General features: G+C 65.8%; 15 protein-coding genes. 7 read left to right on the top strand and 8 right to left on the bottom strand.

Annotation, left to right across the window (positions count from 1 at the left end; translation table 11 throughout):
- Window positions 1–30: 30 nt before the first annotated feature.
- The 4 genes from FAS41_RS06355 to dinG form a co-directional block, all read right to left on the bottom strand.
- On the bottom strand, window positions 31–831 hold the full coding sequence (locus FAS41_RS06355; RefSeq protein WP_138520759.1) for an OmpA family protein: 801 nt from the start codon (window positions 829–831) through the stop codon (window positions 31–33).
- 227 nt (window positions 832–1058) lie between these two features.
- The gene (locus FAS41_RS06350; RefSeq protein WP_138520758.1) at window positions 1059–2204 is read right to left on the bottom strand and encodes a serine hydrolase domain-containing protein; all 1146 of its coding nucleotides are present in this window, start codon (window positions 2202–2204) and stop codon (window positions 1059–1061) included.
- A 132-nt stretch (window positions 2205–2336) separates the two neighbouring features.
- Window positions 2337–4616, bottom strand: coding sequence for a beta-galactosidase (locus FAS41_RS06345; RefSeq protein WP_138520757.1), 2280 nt, complete (start codon window positions 4614–4616; stop codon window positions 2337–2339).
- Between the two features lie 79 nt (window positions 4617–4695).
- Window positions 4696–6840, bottom strand: coding sequence for an ATP-dependent DNA helicase DinG (gene dinG, locus FAS41_RS06340; protein ID WP_138520756.1), 2145 nt, complete (start codon window positions 6838–6840; stop codon window positions 4696–4698).
- 122 nt (window positions 6841–6962) lie between these two features.
- On the opposite strand from dinG, the gene FAS41_RS06335 reads away from it, so the two are divergent.
- The gene (locus tag FAS41_RS06335) at window positions 6963–7427 is read left to right on the top strand and encodes a CopD family protein (protein ID WP_138520755.1); all 465 of its coding nucleotides are present in this window, start codon (window positions 6963–6965) and stop codon (window positions 7425–7427) included.
- 55 nt (window positions 7428–7482) lie between these two features.
- On the opposite strand, the gene FAS41_RS06330 is transcribed toward FAS41_RS06335, so the two are convergent.
- The 3 genes from FAS41_RS06330 to FAS41_RS06320 form a co-directional block, all read right to left on the bottom strand.
- Window positions 7483–8247, bottom strand: coding sequence for a collagen-like protein (locus FAS41_RS06330; protein ID WP_138520754.1), 765 nt, complete (start codon window positions 8245–8247; stop codon window positions 7483–7485).
- On the bottom strand, window positions 8240–8542 hold the full coding sequence (locus FAS41_RS06325; protein ID WP_045209864.1) for a DUF1145 domain-containing protein: 303 nt from the start codon (window positions 8540–8542) through the stop codon (window positions 8240–8242). Before FAS41_RS06325 ends, FAS41_RS06330 begins: the two co-directional genes overlap by 8 nt.
- Window positions 8543–8661: 119 nt before the next feature.
- Window positions 8662–9294: a PA1041 family peptidoglycan-binding anchor lipoprotein gene (locus FAS41_RS06320; RefSeq protein WP_138520753.1), complete on the bottom strand. Its 633-nt coding sequence runs from the start codon at window positions 9292–9294 to the stop codon at window positions 8662–8664.
- A gap of 141 nt (window positions 9295–9435) precedes the next feature.
- Between FAS41_RS06320 and FAS41_RS06315 the strand changes: the two genes are divergently transcribed.
- From FAS41_RS06315 to FAS41_RS06305, 3 genes are all read left to right on the top strand, one after another.
- Window positions 9436–9924 carry a DUF6231 family protein gene (locus FAS41_RS06315; protein ID WP_138520752.1) on the top strand — a complete coding sequence of 163 codons (489 nt, stop codon included), beginning with the start codon at window positions 9436–9438 and terminating at the stop codon, window positions 9922–9924.
- 2 nt (window positions 9925–9926) lie between these two features.
- Window positions 9927–10400, top strand: coding sequence for a YchJ family protein (locus FAS41_RS06310; RefSeq protein ID WP_138520751.1), 474 nt, complete (start codon window positions 9927–9929; stop codon window positions 10398–10400).
- Window positions 10401–10523: 123 nt separating this feature from the next.
- Window positions 10524–11150 carry a trimeric intracellular cation channel family protein gene (locus FAS41_RS06305; RefSeq protein WP_138520750.1) on the top strand — a complete coding sequence of 209 codons (627 nt, stop codon included), beginning with the start codon at window positions 10524–10526 and terminating at the stop codon, window positions 11148–11150.
- On the opposite strand, the gene FAS41_RS06300 is transcribed toward FAS41_RS06305, so the two are convergent.
- A complete protein-coding gene (locus FAS41_RS06300) occupies window positions 11151–11711 on the bottom strand; it encodes a hypothetical protein (protein WP_138520749.1) in 561 nt (186 codons plus the stop codon). It abuts the gene before it with no gap.
- Between the two features lie 122 nt (window positions 11712–11833).
- Between FAS41_RS06300 and FAS41_RS06295 the strand changes: the two genes are divergently transcribed.
- The 3 genes from FAS41_RS06295 to FAS41_RS06285 all read left to right on the top strand — a co-directional run bounded on the left by FAS41_RS06295 (window position 11834) and on the right by FAS41_RS06285 (window position 15252).
- Window positions 11834–12319 (top strand): LEA/WHy family protein, encoded by a 486-nt coding sequence (locus tag FAS41_RS06295; RefSeq protein WP_138520748.1) that lies wholly within the window; start codon window positions 11834–11836, stop codon window positions 12317–12319.
- 8 nt (window positions 12320–12327) lie between these two features.
- Window positions 12328–12528 (top strand): SEC-C metal-binding domain-containing protein, encoded by a 201-nt coding sequence (locus FAS41_RS06290; protein ID WP_017521040.1) that lies wholly within the window; start codon window positions 12328–12330, stop codon window positions 12526–12528.
- A 183-nt stretch (window positions 12529–12711) separates the two neighbouring features.
- Entirely contained in the window at window positions 12712–15252 is a 2541-nt protein-coding gene (locus FAS41_RS06285; protein ID WP_138520747.1) for a penicillin acylase family protein, read from the top strand.
- Window positions 15253–15391: the final 139 nt, after the last annotated feature.

The raw sequence follows: 15391 nt of genomic DNA, 5'->3' as shown, positions 1-15391 counted from the left end.
CGTCCGGAATGACGCTTTGCCTGCAGAGGATCAGTTGGCCTGGGCGAGCGCCAGCAGGCTGGTGCGCTGGGTGACCAGCACTTCGACGCGACGGTTCAACGCGCGGCCTTCGGCGCTGGCGTTGTCGGCGCGCGGCAGGCTCGAGCCGACACCCTTCAGGCGCAGGCGGTCGGCGCCCAGGCCGCTCAGGCGGAAGATCGAGGACACCGCCTGGGCACGTTGCAGGCTGACCTTGTCGTTGAGTGCCTTGTCGCCCGAGCTGTCGCTGTGACCGAGCACCAGCACGCCGCTTTCCGGATCGTTCTGCAGCATCTTCGCCACGTTGCCCAGCGGCGCCAGGGTGATCGGCAGCAGCAACTCAGGACGCTTGGGGTTGAAGGAGCCTTCCACCGGGGCAATCAGCACCAAGGCATTCTCGCGGCGCTCGACGGTGAACTTGCTGCCAGCTACCGCCGCACGCAGGGACTTCTCGTGCTGGTCCAGCCACTCCTTGGTGACCTTGACGTCCTGCGGCTTGGCGGCCTTGTCGGCCCCCGGCTTGCTCTCGCTCACGCCGAACGGCCACCACCAGTGGCCACCGGGCTGCTGGCTGCCGGCATCGGCGACCTTGGGCGCTTCGACGGGCTTTTTCTCGGGTGCGGGAGCTGCGGCAGTCACTTCCTCGTCGCTGCCGAAGGGCCACCACCAGTGGCCGGTGCCGGGCTTGGCAACCGCCGCCGCGCTGTCCGGGGCCTTGGCCTGATCCTGGGACTGGAACTGGCTGCAGGCGGAAAGACCGACGCACAGCGCAAGGGTGGAGACTTTCAGCGAATTCGAGAACAGCAGGTTCATGGGAGCGATTCCATAAGGCGGAACATGAAGGAAGACCGGGTGCAACAGGCAGGCAGCCACACCCTTACTTCAGCAATCAGCTTAAGAGTTGAGCATAACTTACTCAGTTGGAACGAGATTTTAACCTCGAACTGACGAGCGGCAGCTGAACGAAACCTGTCCAGATGCCGGGGCAAGCAGACGCCATTAAGAAGGCGCAGCGGGAGGAAGGTTCCTCCCACTCGTCGTTACAGGCAGTCGCCGACGAGGCGCGCCAGGCGCTGGGCGCGCGGGTCCATCAGCACGTAGGGACCGAGGGTGTTGACGACGAAACCCAGGGCCAGCTCGCGCTCCGGATCGGCGAAGCCGATGGAGCCGCCGGCTCCCGGATGCCCGAAGGCTTGCGGGCCAAGGCCATAGGTGGCGTTGGCCACGCTCGGCTGGTCAAGCATGCAACCCAGCCCGAAGCGCGTACAGGTCAACAAGGTTCGATCCTCGCCAACGGCGTGCTCGCGGGTGAGTTCGGCCAGCAGCGCTTCGTCCAGCAACCTGCCCTGCAGCAGACCGGTGTAGAAGCCGGCCAGCGAACGCGCATTGCCGTGGCCATTGGCTGCCGGCTGCGACATGCGGCGCCATTCCGGCTTGTTGGTGCTGGTCAGCACCGAAGGCGGATTGGTGAAGGCGCGGGTAGTGAGCGCGGCGGCGTCGGTCATCATGGTCCGCAGCAGGCGTTGCGCGGCCGCGTCGCCCAGGTTGCCCTTGCCCCGGGCGATATGCGCCACGCGGTGGAATTGGGCGTCATCCAGGCCGATATGGAAATCCAGCCCCAGCGGCTCGGCGGTGCGCGCGATGATGGCGGCTCCCGGCTCGCGACCGTCGACACGGCGGATCACTTCGCCGATCAGCCAGCCATAGGTGATGGGCGCATAGCCGTGTTCCGTACCGGGCGTCCACCAGGGCGTTTCGCCGGCCAGCGCGGCGGTCATGGTCGACCAGTCATACAGCGCCTCGGGCGCCAGCGGCTCGCGGATCGCCGGCAGCCCCGCGCGATGACACAGGAGCTGGCGCACGGTGATGTTCTGCTTGCCGGCCTGCTCGAACTCCGGCCAGTAGCGCGCCACCGGCGCGTCCAGATCCAGCCGGCCCTCGCCCACCAGCTGTAGCGCCGCGACGGCGGCGAAGGTCTTGGTGCAGGAGAACAGGTTGAGCAGCGTGTCAGCCTGCCAGTCCTGGCCCGGTTCCTTGCCCGCGCTGCCGGCCCAGAGATCGACCACGGTTTCGCCGCCGATCTGGATGCACAGCGCCGCGCCGCGCTCCTGCGGGTCCTCGAACAGCGCACTGAAAGCATCGGCAACGGGAGTGAAGCGCGGATCGCAGTGGCCGTTCAGGGTCATCTCAAACTCCGGAAATGAGCATACTCAGGGACGCAAAGCGCGGAAGACACCATTCTTTCAGCGCCCTCCGCCTCTGGGAACCCTGCCGAAGGCAGGGTGTGGTCTCACGAATGTCGGATCATTGCCGCGCCTTCACTGCGATGCCTGCTCCTCGTCATCACTGTCATCGCTGGCGGGCGCCGGTTTCGGCGCGGGCTCGGGTGCCACCTTGGCCGCAGCACGGGCCAGTTCGTCGATGCCTTTCAGCGTCTGCTGGTTGGCCTTGCGCACGGCATCGACGAAGCCGATGAACGGCAGGTCAGTGATGCCGACCAGGCCGATGTGGCCGTTCTCGCCGTCGAGCAGGCGGCCGGTCACCGGCTGGTCGAGGTACTGGAACCAGTGCGCGCCGACGATGTTCGGCTCCTTCGCGGCCTCGGCGAGGAAGCGCTGATACGCCTCGCCACGCTGCTGCTCGTTGTACACCTCGGCGACACCACCCCAGAACGGCCCGCGGTCGCGGGAACCGAAGTGGAACTCGGTGATCAGCACCGGCTTGTCCAGGCTGCGCACGTAGTTGGCGTCGAAGCCCTGCTGCGGCAACGGCACGTAGAGGTTGAAGCTGAGGATGTCGCAGTACTGCGCACAGGAGGCCAGTGCTTCCGGCGTGCTGACGGCGAAGCGCGGGCCGAGCAGCAGGTGGTTGGGCGCGTGCCACTGCAGCGAGTCCTTCAGGGTCTTGAAGTACTGGTCCGCGTACAGGCGCAGGAAGGCGCTGTAGTCCTGGGCGATGGCCGGGTGCGCCTCGCTCGGGACCGGCGCCTGGTAGCCCGGCGCGTCGAGGTCTTCCCAGGAGCCCAGTTGCACACCCCAGGCTTCGGCAAGCTGCTCGTGATCCTCGTACTTGTCCTTGAGCTGCTTGATGAAGGCGCGCTTGGCCGGGCTATCGGTGGACAGCTTGAGCGTGCCGAAAGCCAGGGCGAAGTGCGCCTGGTCGTCGTCGCCACGGCCGGCCCAGGCCAGTTCGTTGTCGGCGTAGTAACCCAGCAACCAGGCGTCCTCCCGGTGGTCGCGGGCAGCGATGGCGATGGCCCGTTCGGCAGCCATGGCGAAGCGCGGGTCGAACGGGTCGGGCATGGCGCCCCACCAGTCGTAGCCGGTGCTGACCGTGGCGTAGTCGCCGCTGATGGACAGCGGAACGCTGTAAGGCAGGCGTGGGTCGTCGGCGAAGGCCGGATCGCTCCAGTCACCGAGGGTGTTGAAGCCCCAGGAACCGAGGCGCTGCACCGTGCGCTCGCGCCAGGCGGCCGCAGCGGCATCCGCGTTGAGGCCACCGTCGGCGCGGAAGCGGTTGGCGGCGTAGAAGTCGAACCAGCGACCGTTACCGAACGCGCGGCCCTGCTGGGCGCCGACACCACTGCGGTCATCGCGCTGGCCGTAGAAGGCAGCCAGCGGCTCGTCTTCCTTGGGCAGGCTGGCGAACATGTATTCGCGGCCTTCCACGTAGGTCTGGCTGCTGTCGGCGTTCACCGCGTTGACGCCCATGGACCAGAACGAGTGCCCTTCCGGCGTCACCAGCCACCAGCGGCCATTGCGCTTTTCGGTGCGGAAGAAGCCCGTGCCTTCGAAGGCCGGGCCGTCCAGCAGGCCACCGAAGGCATCACGGCCAGGCGCAGGCTGCCACTTCTTCAGTTGTTCGCCTTCGGCTTTCCAGGCATTGGCCAACTGCTCGGGGCTCTTCACCTTCTCCGGCCAGTCGCTGCGGGTGGACTGGCCGAAACCGTCAACGATACCGGTGTAGGCCTTGTGGTATTCGTCGTTGCCGGCGCGGGTGCCGAAGCGGCCGACGAGGATGTCCTGCGCTGCCTTGGGCGAGGTGAGGAACAGCTTTACCGCCCCGACCTGGCTGCGGTTCAGCTCGCCGGTGACCTTGCTCGCCAGCAGCAGGCGCTGGCCGTCCTGGGTGATGGGCATGGGCACGCCGGCACGCATGCCGAAGTCTTCCGGGGCGATGGCGTGCAGCGGGATCACCAGGGTCTGCGCAGGCCCGGGCGGCAGCGCGATGCTCGCGCGCAGGCCGGGGGCGCCGGCGATACCTTCGACCTCCACTTCGAGGGTGATGGCCCAGTCCATGGCGTTCTGGATGCGCAGGCTGACGCTGTCGGCCTGGGACCAGTCCCAGCTACCGCTGGAGGGTGCGAGGCGCAGGGTCGGTTGCGGCGCGGGGTTGAAGTTCACCCGGCGCAGGATTTCCCCTTCGGGCGTGGCCTCGGCGGTGGAACTGGGCAGGTCGGCGTTCTGCGTGGTGACGGTGACCACGGCCATCGGCTTGACGAAATTGAACAGGGTTTCATTGCCGCCGGCCGACCAGGCCGGGGCACTGGCGATGGCCAGGCTGAGCAGCAGAGGCAGATGCCAACGCTTCGATGTCATGGATTCGAGTCCTTGCAACACGCCCGCCGGGCGGCGGACGTTCGTTTGACAGCCAGCGCGGGAGCTTGCTCCCGCACACTCAAGCTATTTCACGGCGGAACGGCGGCAGTGCGTTAAGAATGGCCTTGCCGTAGCGCTGCGTCACCACGCGTCGGTCCAGCAGCGTGATGGTGCCTCGGTCCTGCTCGGTACGCAGCAGGCGGCCGCAGGCCTGCACCAGGCGCAGCGAAGCATCGGGCACGGCAATCTCCATGAAGGGATTGCCACCGCGCGCCTCGATCCATTCCGACAGCGCCGCTTCCACCGGGTCATCCGGCACGGCGAAGGGAATCTTGGCGATCACCACGTGCTCGCAATAGGCGCCGGGCAGGTCCACGCCTTCGGAGAAGCTGGCCAGCCCGAACAGCACGCTCGGCTCGCCATCGTCGACCCGCGAGCGGTGCTTGTTCAGGGTTTCCTGCTTGGACAGGTTGCCCTGGATCAGCACGCGCTTGCGCCAGTCGCGGTCCAGGCCGTCAAAGACTTCCTGCATCTGCTTGCGCGAGGAGAACAGGATCAGCGAACCGCGCGAGCCTTCGACTATTTCCGGCAGCTCGCGAATGATCGCCGCGGTATGGGCGGCGGCATCGCGTGGATCCGCCTTGAGGTCGGGCACGCGCAGCACGCCGGCGTCGGCATGGTGGAACGGGCTCGGCACCACCGCGGTGACGGCGGAACGCGGCAGGCCGGCGCGCATGCGATAGCGGTCGAAGGTGCCTAGCGCGGTGAGGGTCGCGGAGGTCACCAGCACGCCATAGGCCACGTTCCACAGGTTGCGGCGCAGGGTCTCGGCGGCGAGGATCGGGCTGGCGTTGGCCTCGATGTCGTAGAAGGTGCCGCTCTCGGCGAGGGTCAGCCAGCGCGCCATCGGCGGACTGTCTTCCGGGTCCTCGCTGGTGAAGGCGGTCCACAGCTCCCAGTTGCCCTGGGCACGGGACAGCAGGCTGCCGAACAGCGGGTACCATTCCTCGGCCTGGTGGCTGGCGATACCGACACTGCCCTCCCCGTCCATGGCTTCCTTGAGCAGTTCGGTGAGGCGGGTGAAGAGATCGGTGAGCTTGGAGAAGCCCTTCTTCAGTTCGATGCCCATCTCGCGGATGTGCTCGGGGATCACCCCACCCTCGAAACGATGGCGCGGCCGCTCGCGGCCTTCCATGTCCTCGCCGGCGCGGAAGTCGCCGACTTCCTCGCAGGCGGTGAACATGAACTGCTGGTGCGTGCGCAGCTCGCGGGCCAGCTCCGGCACCTGCTCGATCAGGCGGCCGAGGTCGCCCGGTAGCGGGTTCTGCGCCAGCAGCTTGGTCAGGTTCTTCTCCACCTGGCCCAGCCAGTCGGCGGTGGCGCGCAGGCGGGTGAAGTGGGCGAAGTGGCCGATGGCCTTGTCCGGCAGGTGATGGCCCTCGTCGAACACGTAGAGGGTGTCGCGCGGGTCCGGCAGGATCGCGCCGCCGCCCAGGGCAAGGTCGGCCAGCACCAGGTCATGGTTGGTGACGATCACGTCGACCTTGGTCATGCCTTCGCGCGCCTTGTAGAAGGCGCACTGCTGGAAATTCGGGCAATGGCGGTTGGTGCACTGGCTGTGGTCGGTGGTGACCTGCGCCCACTGCGCGTCCTCGATGGCCTCGGGCCAGGAGTCGCGGTCGCCGTCCCAGCGGTTGCCCGCCAGGCGCTCGATCATCTGGTTGAACAGCTTGGTAGACGTTTCGTCCACATCGATGCGGAAGCCTTCCTCCTCGAACAGCTGGGCGGTGGCGCTCTGCGCCTGGCCTTCCTGCAGCAGATGGTCGAGCTTGGACAGGCACATGTAGCGCCCGCGTCCCTTGGCCAGGGCAAAACTGAACGACAGGCCGGAGTTGCGCAGCAGGTCGGGCAGGTCCTTGTGGACGATCTGCTCCTGCAGGGCGACGGTGGCGGTGGCGACCACCAGGCGCTTGCCGGCCGCCTTGGCGCAGGCGATGGCGGCGAGGCTGTAGGCAACGGTCTTGCCGGTGCCGGTGCCGGCTTCCACGGCGACCACGGCGGCATCGCCCAGGCGATGGCCTTCCTCATCGCTGGCGATGGTCCCCAGGACCTTGGCGACTTCGGCAATCATCAGGCGCTGGCCGTAGCGCGGCTTGAGTTCCTTGGCCTCGAGGAAACGCGAGTAGGCGCCCTGGATCGTGGCCTTGAGTTCGGTGCTGAGCATGGACTTCCCGGGCCCCGGAGCGTGCCTTGGAGACACATCCGGATGCTGGATAAATTTTCAGTGGTTCGAATCGGCGGCTATGATAGCGCGCTTGACTTCAATCGCCAGCGGAGATCGTCCGAATGACACCCTTTGCCTTCGTCTATGCCCTGCACCTCCTGGCCGCCCTGGTCTGGGTGGGCGGCATGTTCTTCGCCTGGATGGTGCTGCGCCCGGCCGCCGTCGCCGCGCTGGAAGCACCGGCCCGGCTGAAGCTGTGGCTGGAGGTATTCCCACGCTTCTTTCGCTGGGTGTGGGCGGCGGTGATCCTGCTGCCAGTGACCGGCGTGGGCATGCTGCACCTGAGCTTCAACGGCATGGCCGGCGCACCGCGCTATGTGCAGGTGATGATGGGACTGTATGTGGCGATGCTCGCGCTCTTCCTGCGCATCCAGGCACTGCAATTGCCGGAGTTGCGCGCGGCGGTAGGCGCCGAAGACTGGCCGGCCGGCGGCGCCGCGCTGGGCAAGATCCGCAAGACCGTGGGCCTGAACCTGCTGATCGGCATGGCGCTGGTGGCTTTCGTCGCCGCCCGTCCGCACTGGTAAACAAAAAGGCCCGCCCGGTTGCCGGGCGGGCCTTCACTTGAAACGCGCCACCGGTTCAGAAGCGCTTCACGTCCAGGCGGCCTTCGCTGCCTTTCGCCCCTTCCGCACCACCCTGACCTTCCGCGCCGGGCTTCTCGCCCGCCACCGAATAGAACCAGCAGCCCTTCTCGCTGCTGCGCGGTCCGGCCTTGCCGGGTTTGCCGCCCGCTCCGCCAGCACCGCCTTCCAGGCGCACCCTGACCTTCGCGACATCGAACTGCTCCGGCACTTCCAGGCGCACCACACCGCCGGACGCACCCGTCTGGCCATCGGCACCATTCTGGCCGTTGCCGGCAGACTGACCGCCACCCCACAGGCAACCGGAAGTCTGCGCGCTGCCGCCGTCCAGGCCGTCGTAGCCCGGCGCACCAACACCGCCGCGGACGTCGATCAGCAGGTTTTCCACCTGCACGTCCTGCAGCCGCAGCACCAGGTTTCGACCGCTGCTGGCGGGTTTCTCGAAGCTGCCGGAACTGCCCTGCGCGGCGATGACGCTGCCGTCGGCGAGACTGCCGTGCTGGACATCGATCTGCAGCGCATCGCTACCGGGGAACACGCCGATCCGTGCGTTCTTCGCCAGGTCCAGCTCACCGATCTTCAGCTCCTTGACCCGCGACGGAATCAGCAGCGCGCCTTCCGGGCCGACGCTGATGCGATCCAGGCTAAGGCTGTCGCCTTTCACCGGCAGGCGCAGCACGGTATTGGCCTCCACCGAGACAGTGCCCGCGGCCGAACACGCCAGCGGGGCGAACAGCACCAGGCCCAGCAACGACTTACGCATGAGTATCTCCTTCTACTTTTGCCGATGCCGGTTGCTCCGCTGCCGGCTGCGGCAGGGTAGCGAAATGGAAGACGCCGAACAGCAGGATCTGCAGGCGATCCATGCCCGGATGCGGGCGGCCCTGCAGACGTTTGCGCAGCGCCAGTACTTCGAGGATATGGATCAGCAGGATCAGCGCGCCCGCCGCATTGAGCAGCAGCGCGAAGGGATGTGCGAAGGGTTGGATCAGGTTCGCCAGCACCGCCAGCCAGAACAACAGGGCAATCAGCTTGCCCAGCCCCAACAACGCTTTCATGAATGGCCCCCGGTTTTTTCTTTGCCGGGGAACATACGCTTCTGCCCCCGGCGATGCCAGTGGCAACCGGGAATGACAAAGGGGGCCAGAAGGCCCCCTTTGCGGACATCACGCCAAAGTTACTGGCGGGTGATCTTGATTTCTACGCGACGGTTCTCGGCGCGGCCTTCCTTGGTCTTGTTGTCCGCGACCGGCTGGCTCTCGCCATAACCGACCACCGACTTGATGCTGCTGGCAGGCACGCCGGCATCGACCAGGTAGTTGGACACGGCGTTGGCGCGGCGCTCGGACAGTTTCTGGTTGTAGGCGTCGGTACCGATGCTGTCGGTATGGCCGCCGATGTTCAGCTCGGTGCTCGCAGCCTCGCCTTTCAGGCGGGTGGCGATGGTGTCGAGCTTGTCCTTGTCCTGCGCGTCGATCTTCGACGAGTCGAAGGCGAAGTGCAGGTCACGCACCACGATGGTCTCTTCCTTGGGCAGCGGAGCCGGAGCAGGTTCAGGAGCCGGTGCAGGCGGCGGGACCTCGGCCACTTGCTCTTCGGCGCCATGCACCCAGCAGTAGGATGCCCCCAGCACACCACCAATCAGGGCTCCCCAACCCGCCCAGGCGCTGCTTTCAATGGAACCCAAACCTGCGCCACCGACACCACCAACCACGGCGCAAGTCGGCCAGTCGGACTTCTGCAACCCTGCGCAACCGGTGAGCAACGTGCTTACCAGCAGCAGGGGTAAAGCGGTCCTTTTGATGCTCATAAAGTTAAGTCTCCTCTAATGATCGGGTCTTGACCGACAATTACCGAGTAAAGACGTGACTGACAGAATGCGCCAGCACTAGGCCATATGGGTGTCACACGCTAGTCTTTGTTCATTATTTTTCCGTCTTCGAAGAGCCCCATGATTTCCACACGCACACCGCAACAGGCCTTGGCCGCACTGCTCGATCGCTACGCACCGCAGCGTCTTCTACTGGTGGGCGCCAGCCAGATTCCGGCAGTGGAGGCCTTTCTCGCGGCGCATCCGGATTGCGAACTGTTTCACGCCGATGCCGGCGCGCTGCCGGCGGAGCTGGCCGGTCAACGCTACGACCTCGCCCTGCTCGCCGATTGCCTTGAGCACATGCCGCGCCGCGAAGCACAGCAACTGGTGGGCGGCATCCGCAACCTCAACAGCAGCCGCGTGGCGGCACTCGTCGACCTCGACGCGGCGCAGGCACAGGACGCGGATTTCTACGCCCTCGCGATGCAGGCCAGCGAGCGCTTCCAGCGCGACGCCCAGGTGATCACCCTGTTCACCTACGATCTGCACGAATACAAACAGGTCCCGGACTGGCTCAACGCAAAGTTCTGGGCCAACCCGGAAAACTTCGGCAAGTACTGGTGGTGACCATGACCGAACCGACCTGCCCCTGCGGCAGTGGCCGCCCATTGTCCGACTGCTGCGGACGCTTCCACGCCGGCGTGGCGGCTCCGACCGCCGAGGCGCTGATGCGCTCGCGCTACAGCGCCTACGCCCTCGGCCTGGTGGACTACCTGCGCGACACCACGCTGCCGGCCCAGCAACCAGGGCTGGACCTGGAGGCCATTCGCACCTGGAGCCTGGGCAGCACCTGGCTGGGCCTGGAAGTAGTCAGCCACGAGGTACTCGGTGGCCAGCCGGAGCACGCGCGGGTGACTTTCATTGCGCGCTGGCATGATGCCGGCGGCGAGCACAGCCATCGCGAATGCTCGGGATTCGTCCAGCGCGAGGGGCGCTGGTACTTCCTCGACCCCACCGTGCCGATGAAGCTCGGTCGCAACGATCCGTGCCCCTGTGGCGCCGGCGGCAAGCTGAAGAAATGCTGCGGTCCCTGGATTGAGTAGGACAGGATCGAGTGAGGCGCGAACTCGCCCCACTTGGGGGCGTTCGGTGTCTGGGCTAGAATCCGCGCTTTTTTCCGGAGCGGTGGTGTTTCGCCGCACCGGCTACCCCTGCCGGACCTCGCCATGCTGCTGACCGTTCTCTACATCATCGCCATTACCGCCGAAGCCATGACCGGCGCGCTGTCCGCCGGTCGGCGGAGCATGGACCTGTTCGGCGTGGTGCTGGTGGCCTGCGTCACCGCCCTGGGCGGCGGTTCGGTGCGTGACATGCTGCTGGGCCACTACCCGCTGACCTGGGTGCGTCATCCGGAGTACCTGGCACTGACGGCCGGCGCCGCACTGTTCACCGTGTTCATCGCCCCGCTGATGCGCCACCTGCGCTCGATGTTCCTCGCACTGGACGCCGTGGGCCTGGTGGCCTTCACCCTGATCGGTTGCCAGGTCAGCCTGGAGATGGGCCACAGCCTGCTGATCGCCGCCGTGAGCGGCGTGATCACCGGGGTGTTCGGCGGCATCCTGCGGGATATCCTCTGCAACGACGTTCCGCTGATCTTCCGCCGCGAGCTGTACGCCAGCGTGTCCTTTGCCAGCGCCTGGTGCTACCTGATCTGCCTGCAGATCGACCTGCCCAAGGAGCAGGCCATGCTGATCACCCTGTTCGCCGGCTTCCTGTTCCGCATGCTGGCGATCCGCTTCCGCTGGGAAATGCCCAAGTTCGTCTACAAGGACGACCCGCACCAGGGCGACTGATCAGTCCTGCAGCCTGAGGTGGCTGGTGTCCGGCGCAGGCCCCGCAGGTTCGGGCTTGGCCTGGCCCATGTCGCTGCCCACCGGGGCGACGCTGAACTGGCTGAGGTCCACGCGCGGCGCCTGGGCCTCGGGCTTCTCGTCCTGCAGGTCGGTGCCCACCGGAGCCAGGCCGAAATCCGGTGCATCCACATCGGCGAAAGCGGCCATGTACTCGTCACGCGGCGCGACCTTCAGACGCCCCTGCGCTCCAGCGGCAGACGCTGCCGGCTGTACCGGTGCACTGACAGGCTCGGCGGGCGGCGGCGGAGCCAGCTCGATCTCCTCGATCTGCGCGTCCATGTCGACCACTTCGACGACAGCGCCAGCACGCTCGATCACACTGCGGTACTTTTCCGCGGCCTCCGCGTCGAGGTTGTTCTTGATCACCATGCGGCGACCGGAGAACAGCAGTTCGATGCGCTGGGCATCGGCCTGGAACAACCTGGCCAGGTTGGCTTTCACCGTGTCGAGCTGAGCACCGGGAACGGTCTGTCCCGAGAAGGCAATTTCATAGCGGCTCATCTTCACTCTCCTGTGTTAACCCGCCGGTTACATTCGGCCAGTATGGTGCAGCTTCTTTTAACGTAACAACAACTTGCGGCCGAGCAGGTGCTTGGTACACTGGGGCGTCTTGAGGGGTAGACATGAATTATCAGGCGCAAATGATAAGAATTCTCAGCCTGTGCTGGCTGTTCGGCCTTGTTTCGGGCTGCGGCTGGATGGCAGGTGATTTCGAGCAACCCGACGTGAAGCTGCAGAAAGTCGACGTCGTGAAAGCTCGTTTGCTGGAGCAGGAATTCGTCCTGCATTTCCGCATCGACAACCCGAACGACTTCAGCCTTCCGGTCCGCGGCCTGGCCTACAAGGTCAAGCTGAACGATATCGACCTGGCCGAAGGCGAGTCGAATAACTGGTTCACAGTGCCGGCCAACGGTCACGAAACCTTCGAAGTACCGGTAACCACCAACCTGTGGCGGCACATGAAGTACATCGTCAAGCTGCTGGAAGACCCGGACAAGCCGATCCGCTATCGCCTCGACGGTGAAGTGAAGACCGGCCTGCTCTTCGGACAGAGCGTGCACATCGCCCGCAATGGCGAGATAATTCCCGGCGATTTCATCCCCGAGTGAGCGTCACCATGAGCCAGGAACCCCACGTACACGGTCCGAACTGCAACCATGACCACGATCATGACCACCACCATGATCACGGCCACGTGCACGGCCCGCACTGCAACCACAGCCACGAGCCGGTCCGTAACCCGCTCAAGGACGTGGGCCGCAACGACCCTTGCCCCTGCGGCAGCGGCAGCAAGTACAAGAAGTGCCACGGCGCCTGAACCAGGTACCGAGCACTGCGAAGAAGGCCCGCCCAGCGCGGGCCTTCTGCTGTCTGGCCCAACTATTCGTCGGCTGCTGAAAATCCCGCCCTGCGCGGCTTGCACAGCTATCCTCGGCTCACTAACGTAGCGCGCTTCAAGCATCCCATTTCAAGCGACCTCTTTTGTGCAGGAGCACACCCCATGGCCCCGCGAGCCTTCCGCCGGCTTCCCAGCTTCGGCCTTGCCGCCACCGTCACTGCCGCTGTCAGCCTCACCGGCTGCCAGGGCTGGCTCAACGACCGCTACTCGGGCAGCCTGCCGCCGAGCTACGGCGTGCAGCCGATCAAGGGCCTGGCGGACAATGTGTCGATCCGCCGCAACAGCCTGGGGATGCCGCTGATCGAGACCAGTACCTTCCACGACGCGCTGTTCACCCTGGGCTACGTGCATGCCAGCGACCGCATCAGCCAGATGGTCGGCCTGCGCCTGATGGCTCAGGGTCGCCTGTCCGAGATGGTCGGCCCCGGCGCCCTGGAGACCGACCGCTTCATGCGCACGGTGAACCTGAAGAAAGCCGCCGATGCGCTCTATGCCGGCTCCTCACCACGCCTGAAGCGCTTCTTCGAGACTTACGCGCGCGGCGTCAACGCCTACCTGTACCGCTACCGCGACAACCTGCCGATGGACCTGGCCGAATCCGGCTACCGTCCCGAGTACTGGAAAGCGGAAGACTCCGCACTGGTCTTCAGCCTGTTGAACTTCGGTCTGGCGGTGAACCTGCAGGAGGAGATCGCCTCCCTGGTACTGGCGCAGAAAGTCGGCGCCGACAAGCTGCCCTGGCTGACGCCGATCTACCCGGATGAAGCGCTGCCCTTCGAGGAAGCCGAGAAACTCAAGGGCCTGCGCCTGGACGGCAGGATTGCCGGTCTGGAACAACTGGACAAGGCCGCGGGCCAGATCGCCGCGCTGCAGATGATGGGCGTCGCCGCTTCCAACAACTGGGCCATCGCCCCGCAGCGTACGCGCAGCGGCAAGAGCATCCTGGCCAACGACACCCACCTGCCGCTATCCATGCCCTCGGTGTGGAACTACGTGCAGATCCGCTCGCCCAAGTACAACGCCGCAGGTGTTTCCATCGCCGGTGTGCCGGGCGTGGTCGCCGGCTTCAACGGCAAGCTGGCGTGGGGCATGACCATGGTCATGGGCGACAACCAGGACCTCTTCCTCGAACAGGTGAAGCGCCAGGGCAGCAAGCTCTACTACCTCGCCGACGGCCAGTGGAAGCCGGCCATCGAGCGTAACGAGACCTTCTTCATCAAGGGCCAGAGTCCGGTCCGCGAGGTCATCTACGAAACCCGCCACGGTCCGCTACTCAACAGCGCGCTGGGCGAGCGCAAGCACGACCTGCAGCCGCTGCCGCTGTCCAGCGGCTACGGCATCGCCTACCAGAGCATCCAGAACGAGACCGACCGCACCCTCGACGCCTTCTTCGACCTGTCCCGAGCGAAGAACGTCGAGCAGGCCTTCGACGCCACCCGCGATGTGCGCGCCATGGCGCTGAACATCGTGTTCGCCGACGAGAAGCACATCGGCTGGCAGGTCACTGGACGCTTCCCCAACCGCAAGGAAGGCCGCGGCCTGCTGCCCTCTCCCGGCTGGGACAGCCGCTACGACTGGGACGGCTATGCCGACCCGATCCTCCATCCGTCCGACCAGGACCCGCAGCAAGGCTGGCTGGGCACCGCCAACCACCGCAGCGTACAGCCGGGCTATGGCGCGCAGCTGTCCAGTTCCTGGTACTACCCGGAGCGCTACGAACGCATCGCCCAGCTGGCTGGCGGCAGCAAGAGCCACGACTACCGCAGCATGATCGCCATGCAGTACGACCAGACCACGCCCTTCGCCGGCAAGCTGCAGTCGATGCTGGACGCGCCGGGCATGGCTCAGCCGCTGAAGAAAGCCATCGACGCCCTGCCCGCCGACCAACGCGCCCGCGCCCGCGAAGCGCTGGACCGGATCATGGCGTTCGACGGCAAGCTCTCGGCTACCTCCGGCGACGCTGCGCTATACGAAGCTTTCCTGCAGGAAAGCACCAAGCAGATCTTCCTCGACGAACTGGGCCCGGAGGACAGCCCGTCCTGGAAGGCCTTCGTCGAGACCGCCAACCTCTCCTACTCGGCCCAGGCCGACCATCTGCTGGGGCGCGACGACAGCCCGTTCTGGGACGACACCCGCACACCGCAGAAGGAAGACAAGCCGGCGATCCTCGCCCGCAGCCTGGCCGCCGCCACTGCCTTCTGCGAGCAGAAGCTGGGCAGCGACCGCCGTGCCTGGCAGTGGGGCAAGCTGCACACGTACGAGTGGGTCAGCGACAGCACCAAGATGGCGCCCAACCTGAGCGCCAGCGAGCGAGCCAGCCTCGGAGCGATCAAGGGCTACCTGGATCGCGGCCCCTACCCGGCCGGCGGCGACCACAGCACCCTGAACGTCTCGGCCTACCATTGGGGCCAGGACTTCAATACCTGGCTGATCCCGGCCATGCGCATCGTCGTCGACTTCGGCCAGAGCGAGCCGATGATCGGCCTCAACAGCAGCGGCCAATCCGGCAACCCGGCCAGCCCGCACTACGCCGACGGCATCGACGCCTGGCTGAAGGGCAACTACATGAGCTTCCCCTTCCAGTCGCAGAACCTGGAGAAGGTCTACGGCGTGAAACGCCTGACGCTGGTGCCGGAGAAGTGATGATCTGAAAAATATTTCCGGGGGACGGGAACTTCACTTCCGCCCCGGGATCAGAATTGTCGACTTACTCCATGATCATATTCAGGCACCCTCTGGGTGCCTTTCTTTTTTCCCCGCTCCGATTCCGCCGCACCTCCCT

This window comes from Pseudomonas nicosulfuronedens (assembly GCF_005877905.1).
Lineage (GTDB): Bacteria > Pseudomonadota > Gammaproteobacteria > Pseudomonadales > Pseudomonadaceae > Pseudomonas > Pseudomonas nicosulfuronedens.
This window is presented reverse-complemented; position numbering and strand designations above follow the sequence as displayed.

Bases quoted from the DNA above. Each gene is read 5' to 3' on its own strand.
- dinG (WP_138520756.1), bottom strand. From the start codon at position 6,840: ATGCTCAGCACCGAACTCAAGGCCACGATCCAGGGCGCCTACTCGCGT.
- FAS41_RS06320 (WP_138520753.1), bottom strand. From the start codon at position 9,294: ATGAGCATCAAAAGGACCGCTTTACCCCTGCTGCTGGTAAGCACGTTG.
- FAS41_RS06330 (WP_138520754.1), bottom strand. From the start codon at position 8,247: ATGCGTAAGTCGTTGCTGGGCCTGGTGCTGTTCGCCCCGCTGGCGTGT.
- FAS41_RS06310 (WP_138520751.1), top strand. From the start codon at position 9,927: ATGACCGAACCGACCTGCCCCTGCGGCAGTGGCCGCCCATTGTCCGAC.
- FAS41_RS06355 (WP_138520759.1), bottom strand. From the start codon at position 831: ATGAACCTGCTGTTCTCGAATTCGCTGAAAGTCTCCACCCTTGCGCTG.
- FAS41_RS06335 (WP_138520755.1), top strand. From the start codon at position 6,963: ATGACACCCTTTGCCTTCGTCTATGCCCTGCACCTCCTGGCCGCCCTG.
- FAS41_RS06305 (WP_138520750.1), top strand. From the start codon at position 10,524: ATGCTGCTGACCGTTCTCTACATCATCGCCATTACCGCCGAAGCCATG.
- FAS41_RS06345 (WP_138520757.1), bottom strand. From the start codon at position 4,616: ATGACATCGAAGCGTTGGCATCTGCCTCTGCTGCTCAGCCTGGCCATC.
- FAS41_RS06295 (WP_138520748.1), top strand. From the start codon at position 11,834: ATGAATTATCAGGCGCAAATGATAAGAATTCTCAGCCTGTGCTGGCTG.
- FAS41_RS06290 (WP_017521040.1), top strand. From the start codon at position 12,328: ATGAGCCAGGAACCCCACGTACACGGTCCGAACTGCAACCATGACCAC.
- FAS41_RS06285 (WP_138520747.1), top strand. From the start codon at position 12,712: ATGGCCCCGCGAGCCTTCCGCCGGCTTCCCAGCTTCGGCCTTGCCGCC.
- FAS41_RS06325 (WP_045209864.1), bottom strand. From the start codon at position 8,542: ATGAAAGCGTTGTTGGGGCTGGGCAAGCTGATTGCCCTGTTGTTCTGG.
- FAS41_RS06350 (WP_138520758.1), bottom strand. From the start codon at position 2,204: ATGACCCTGAACGGCCACTGCGATCCGCGCTTCACTCCCGTTGCCGAT.
- FAS41_RS06315 (WP_138520752.1), top strand. From the start codon at position 9,436: ATGATTTCCACACGCACACCGCAACAGGCCTTGGCCGCACTGCTCGAT.
- FAS41_RS06300 (WP_138520749.1), bottom strand. From the start codon at position 11,711: ATGAGCCGCTATGAAATTGCCTTCTCGGGACAGACCGTTCCCGGTGCT.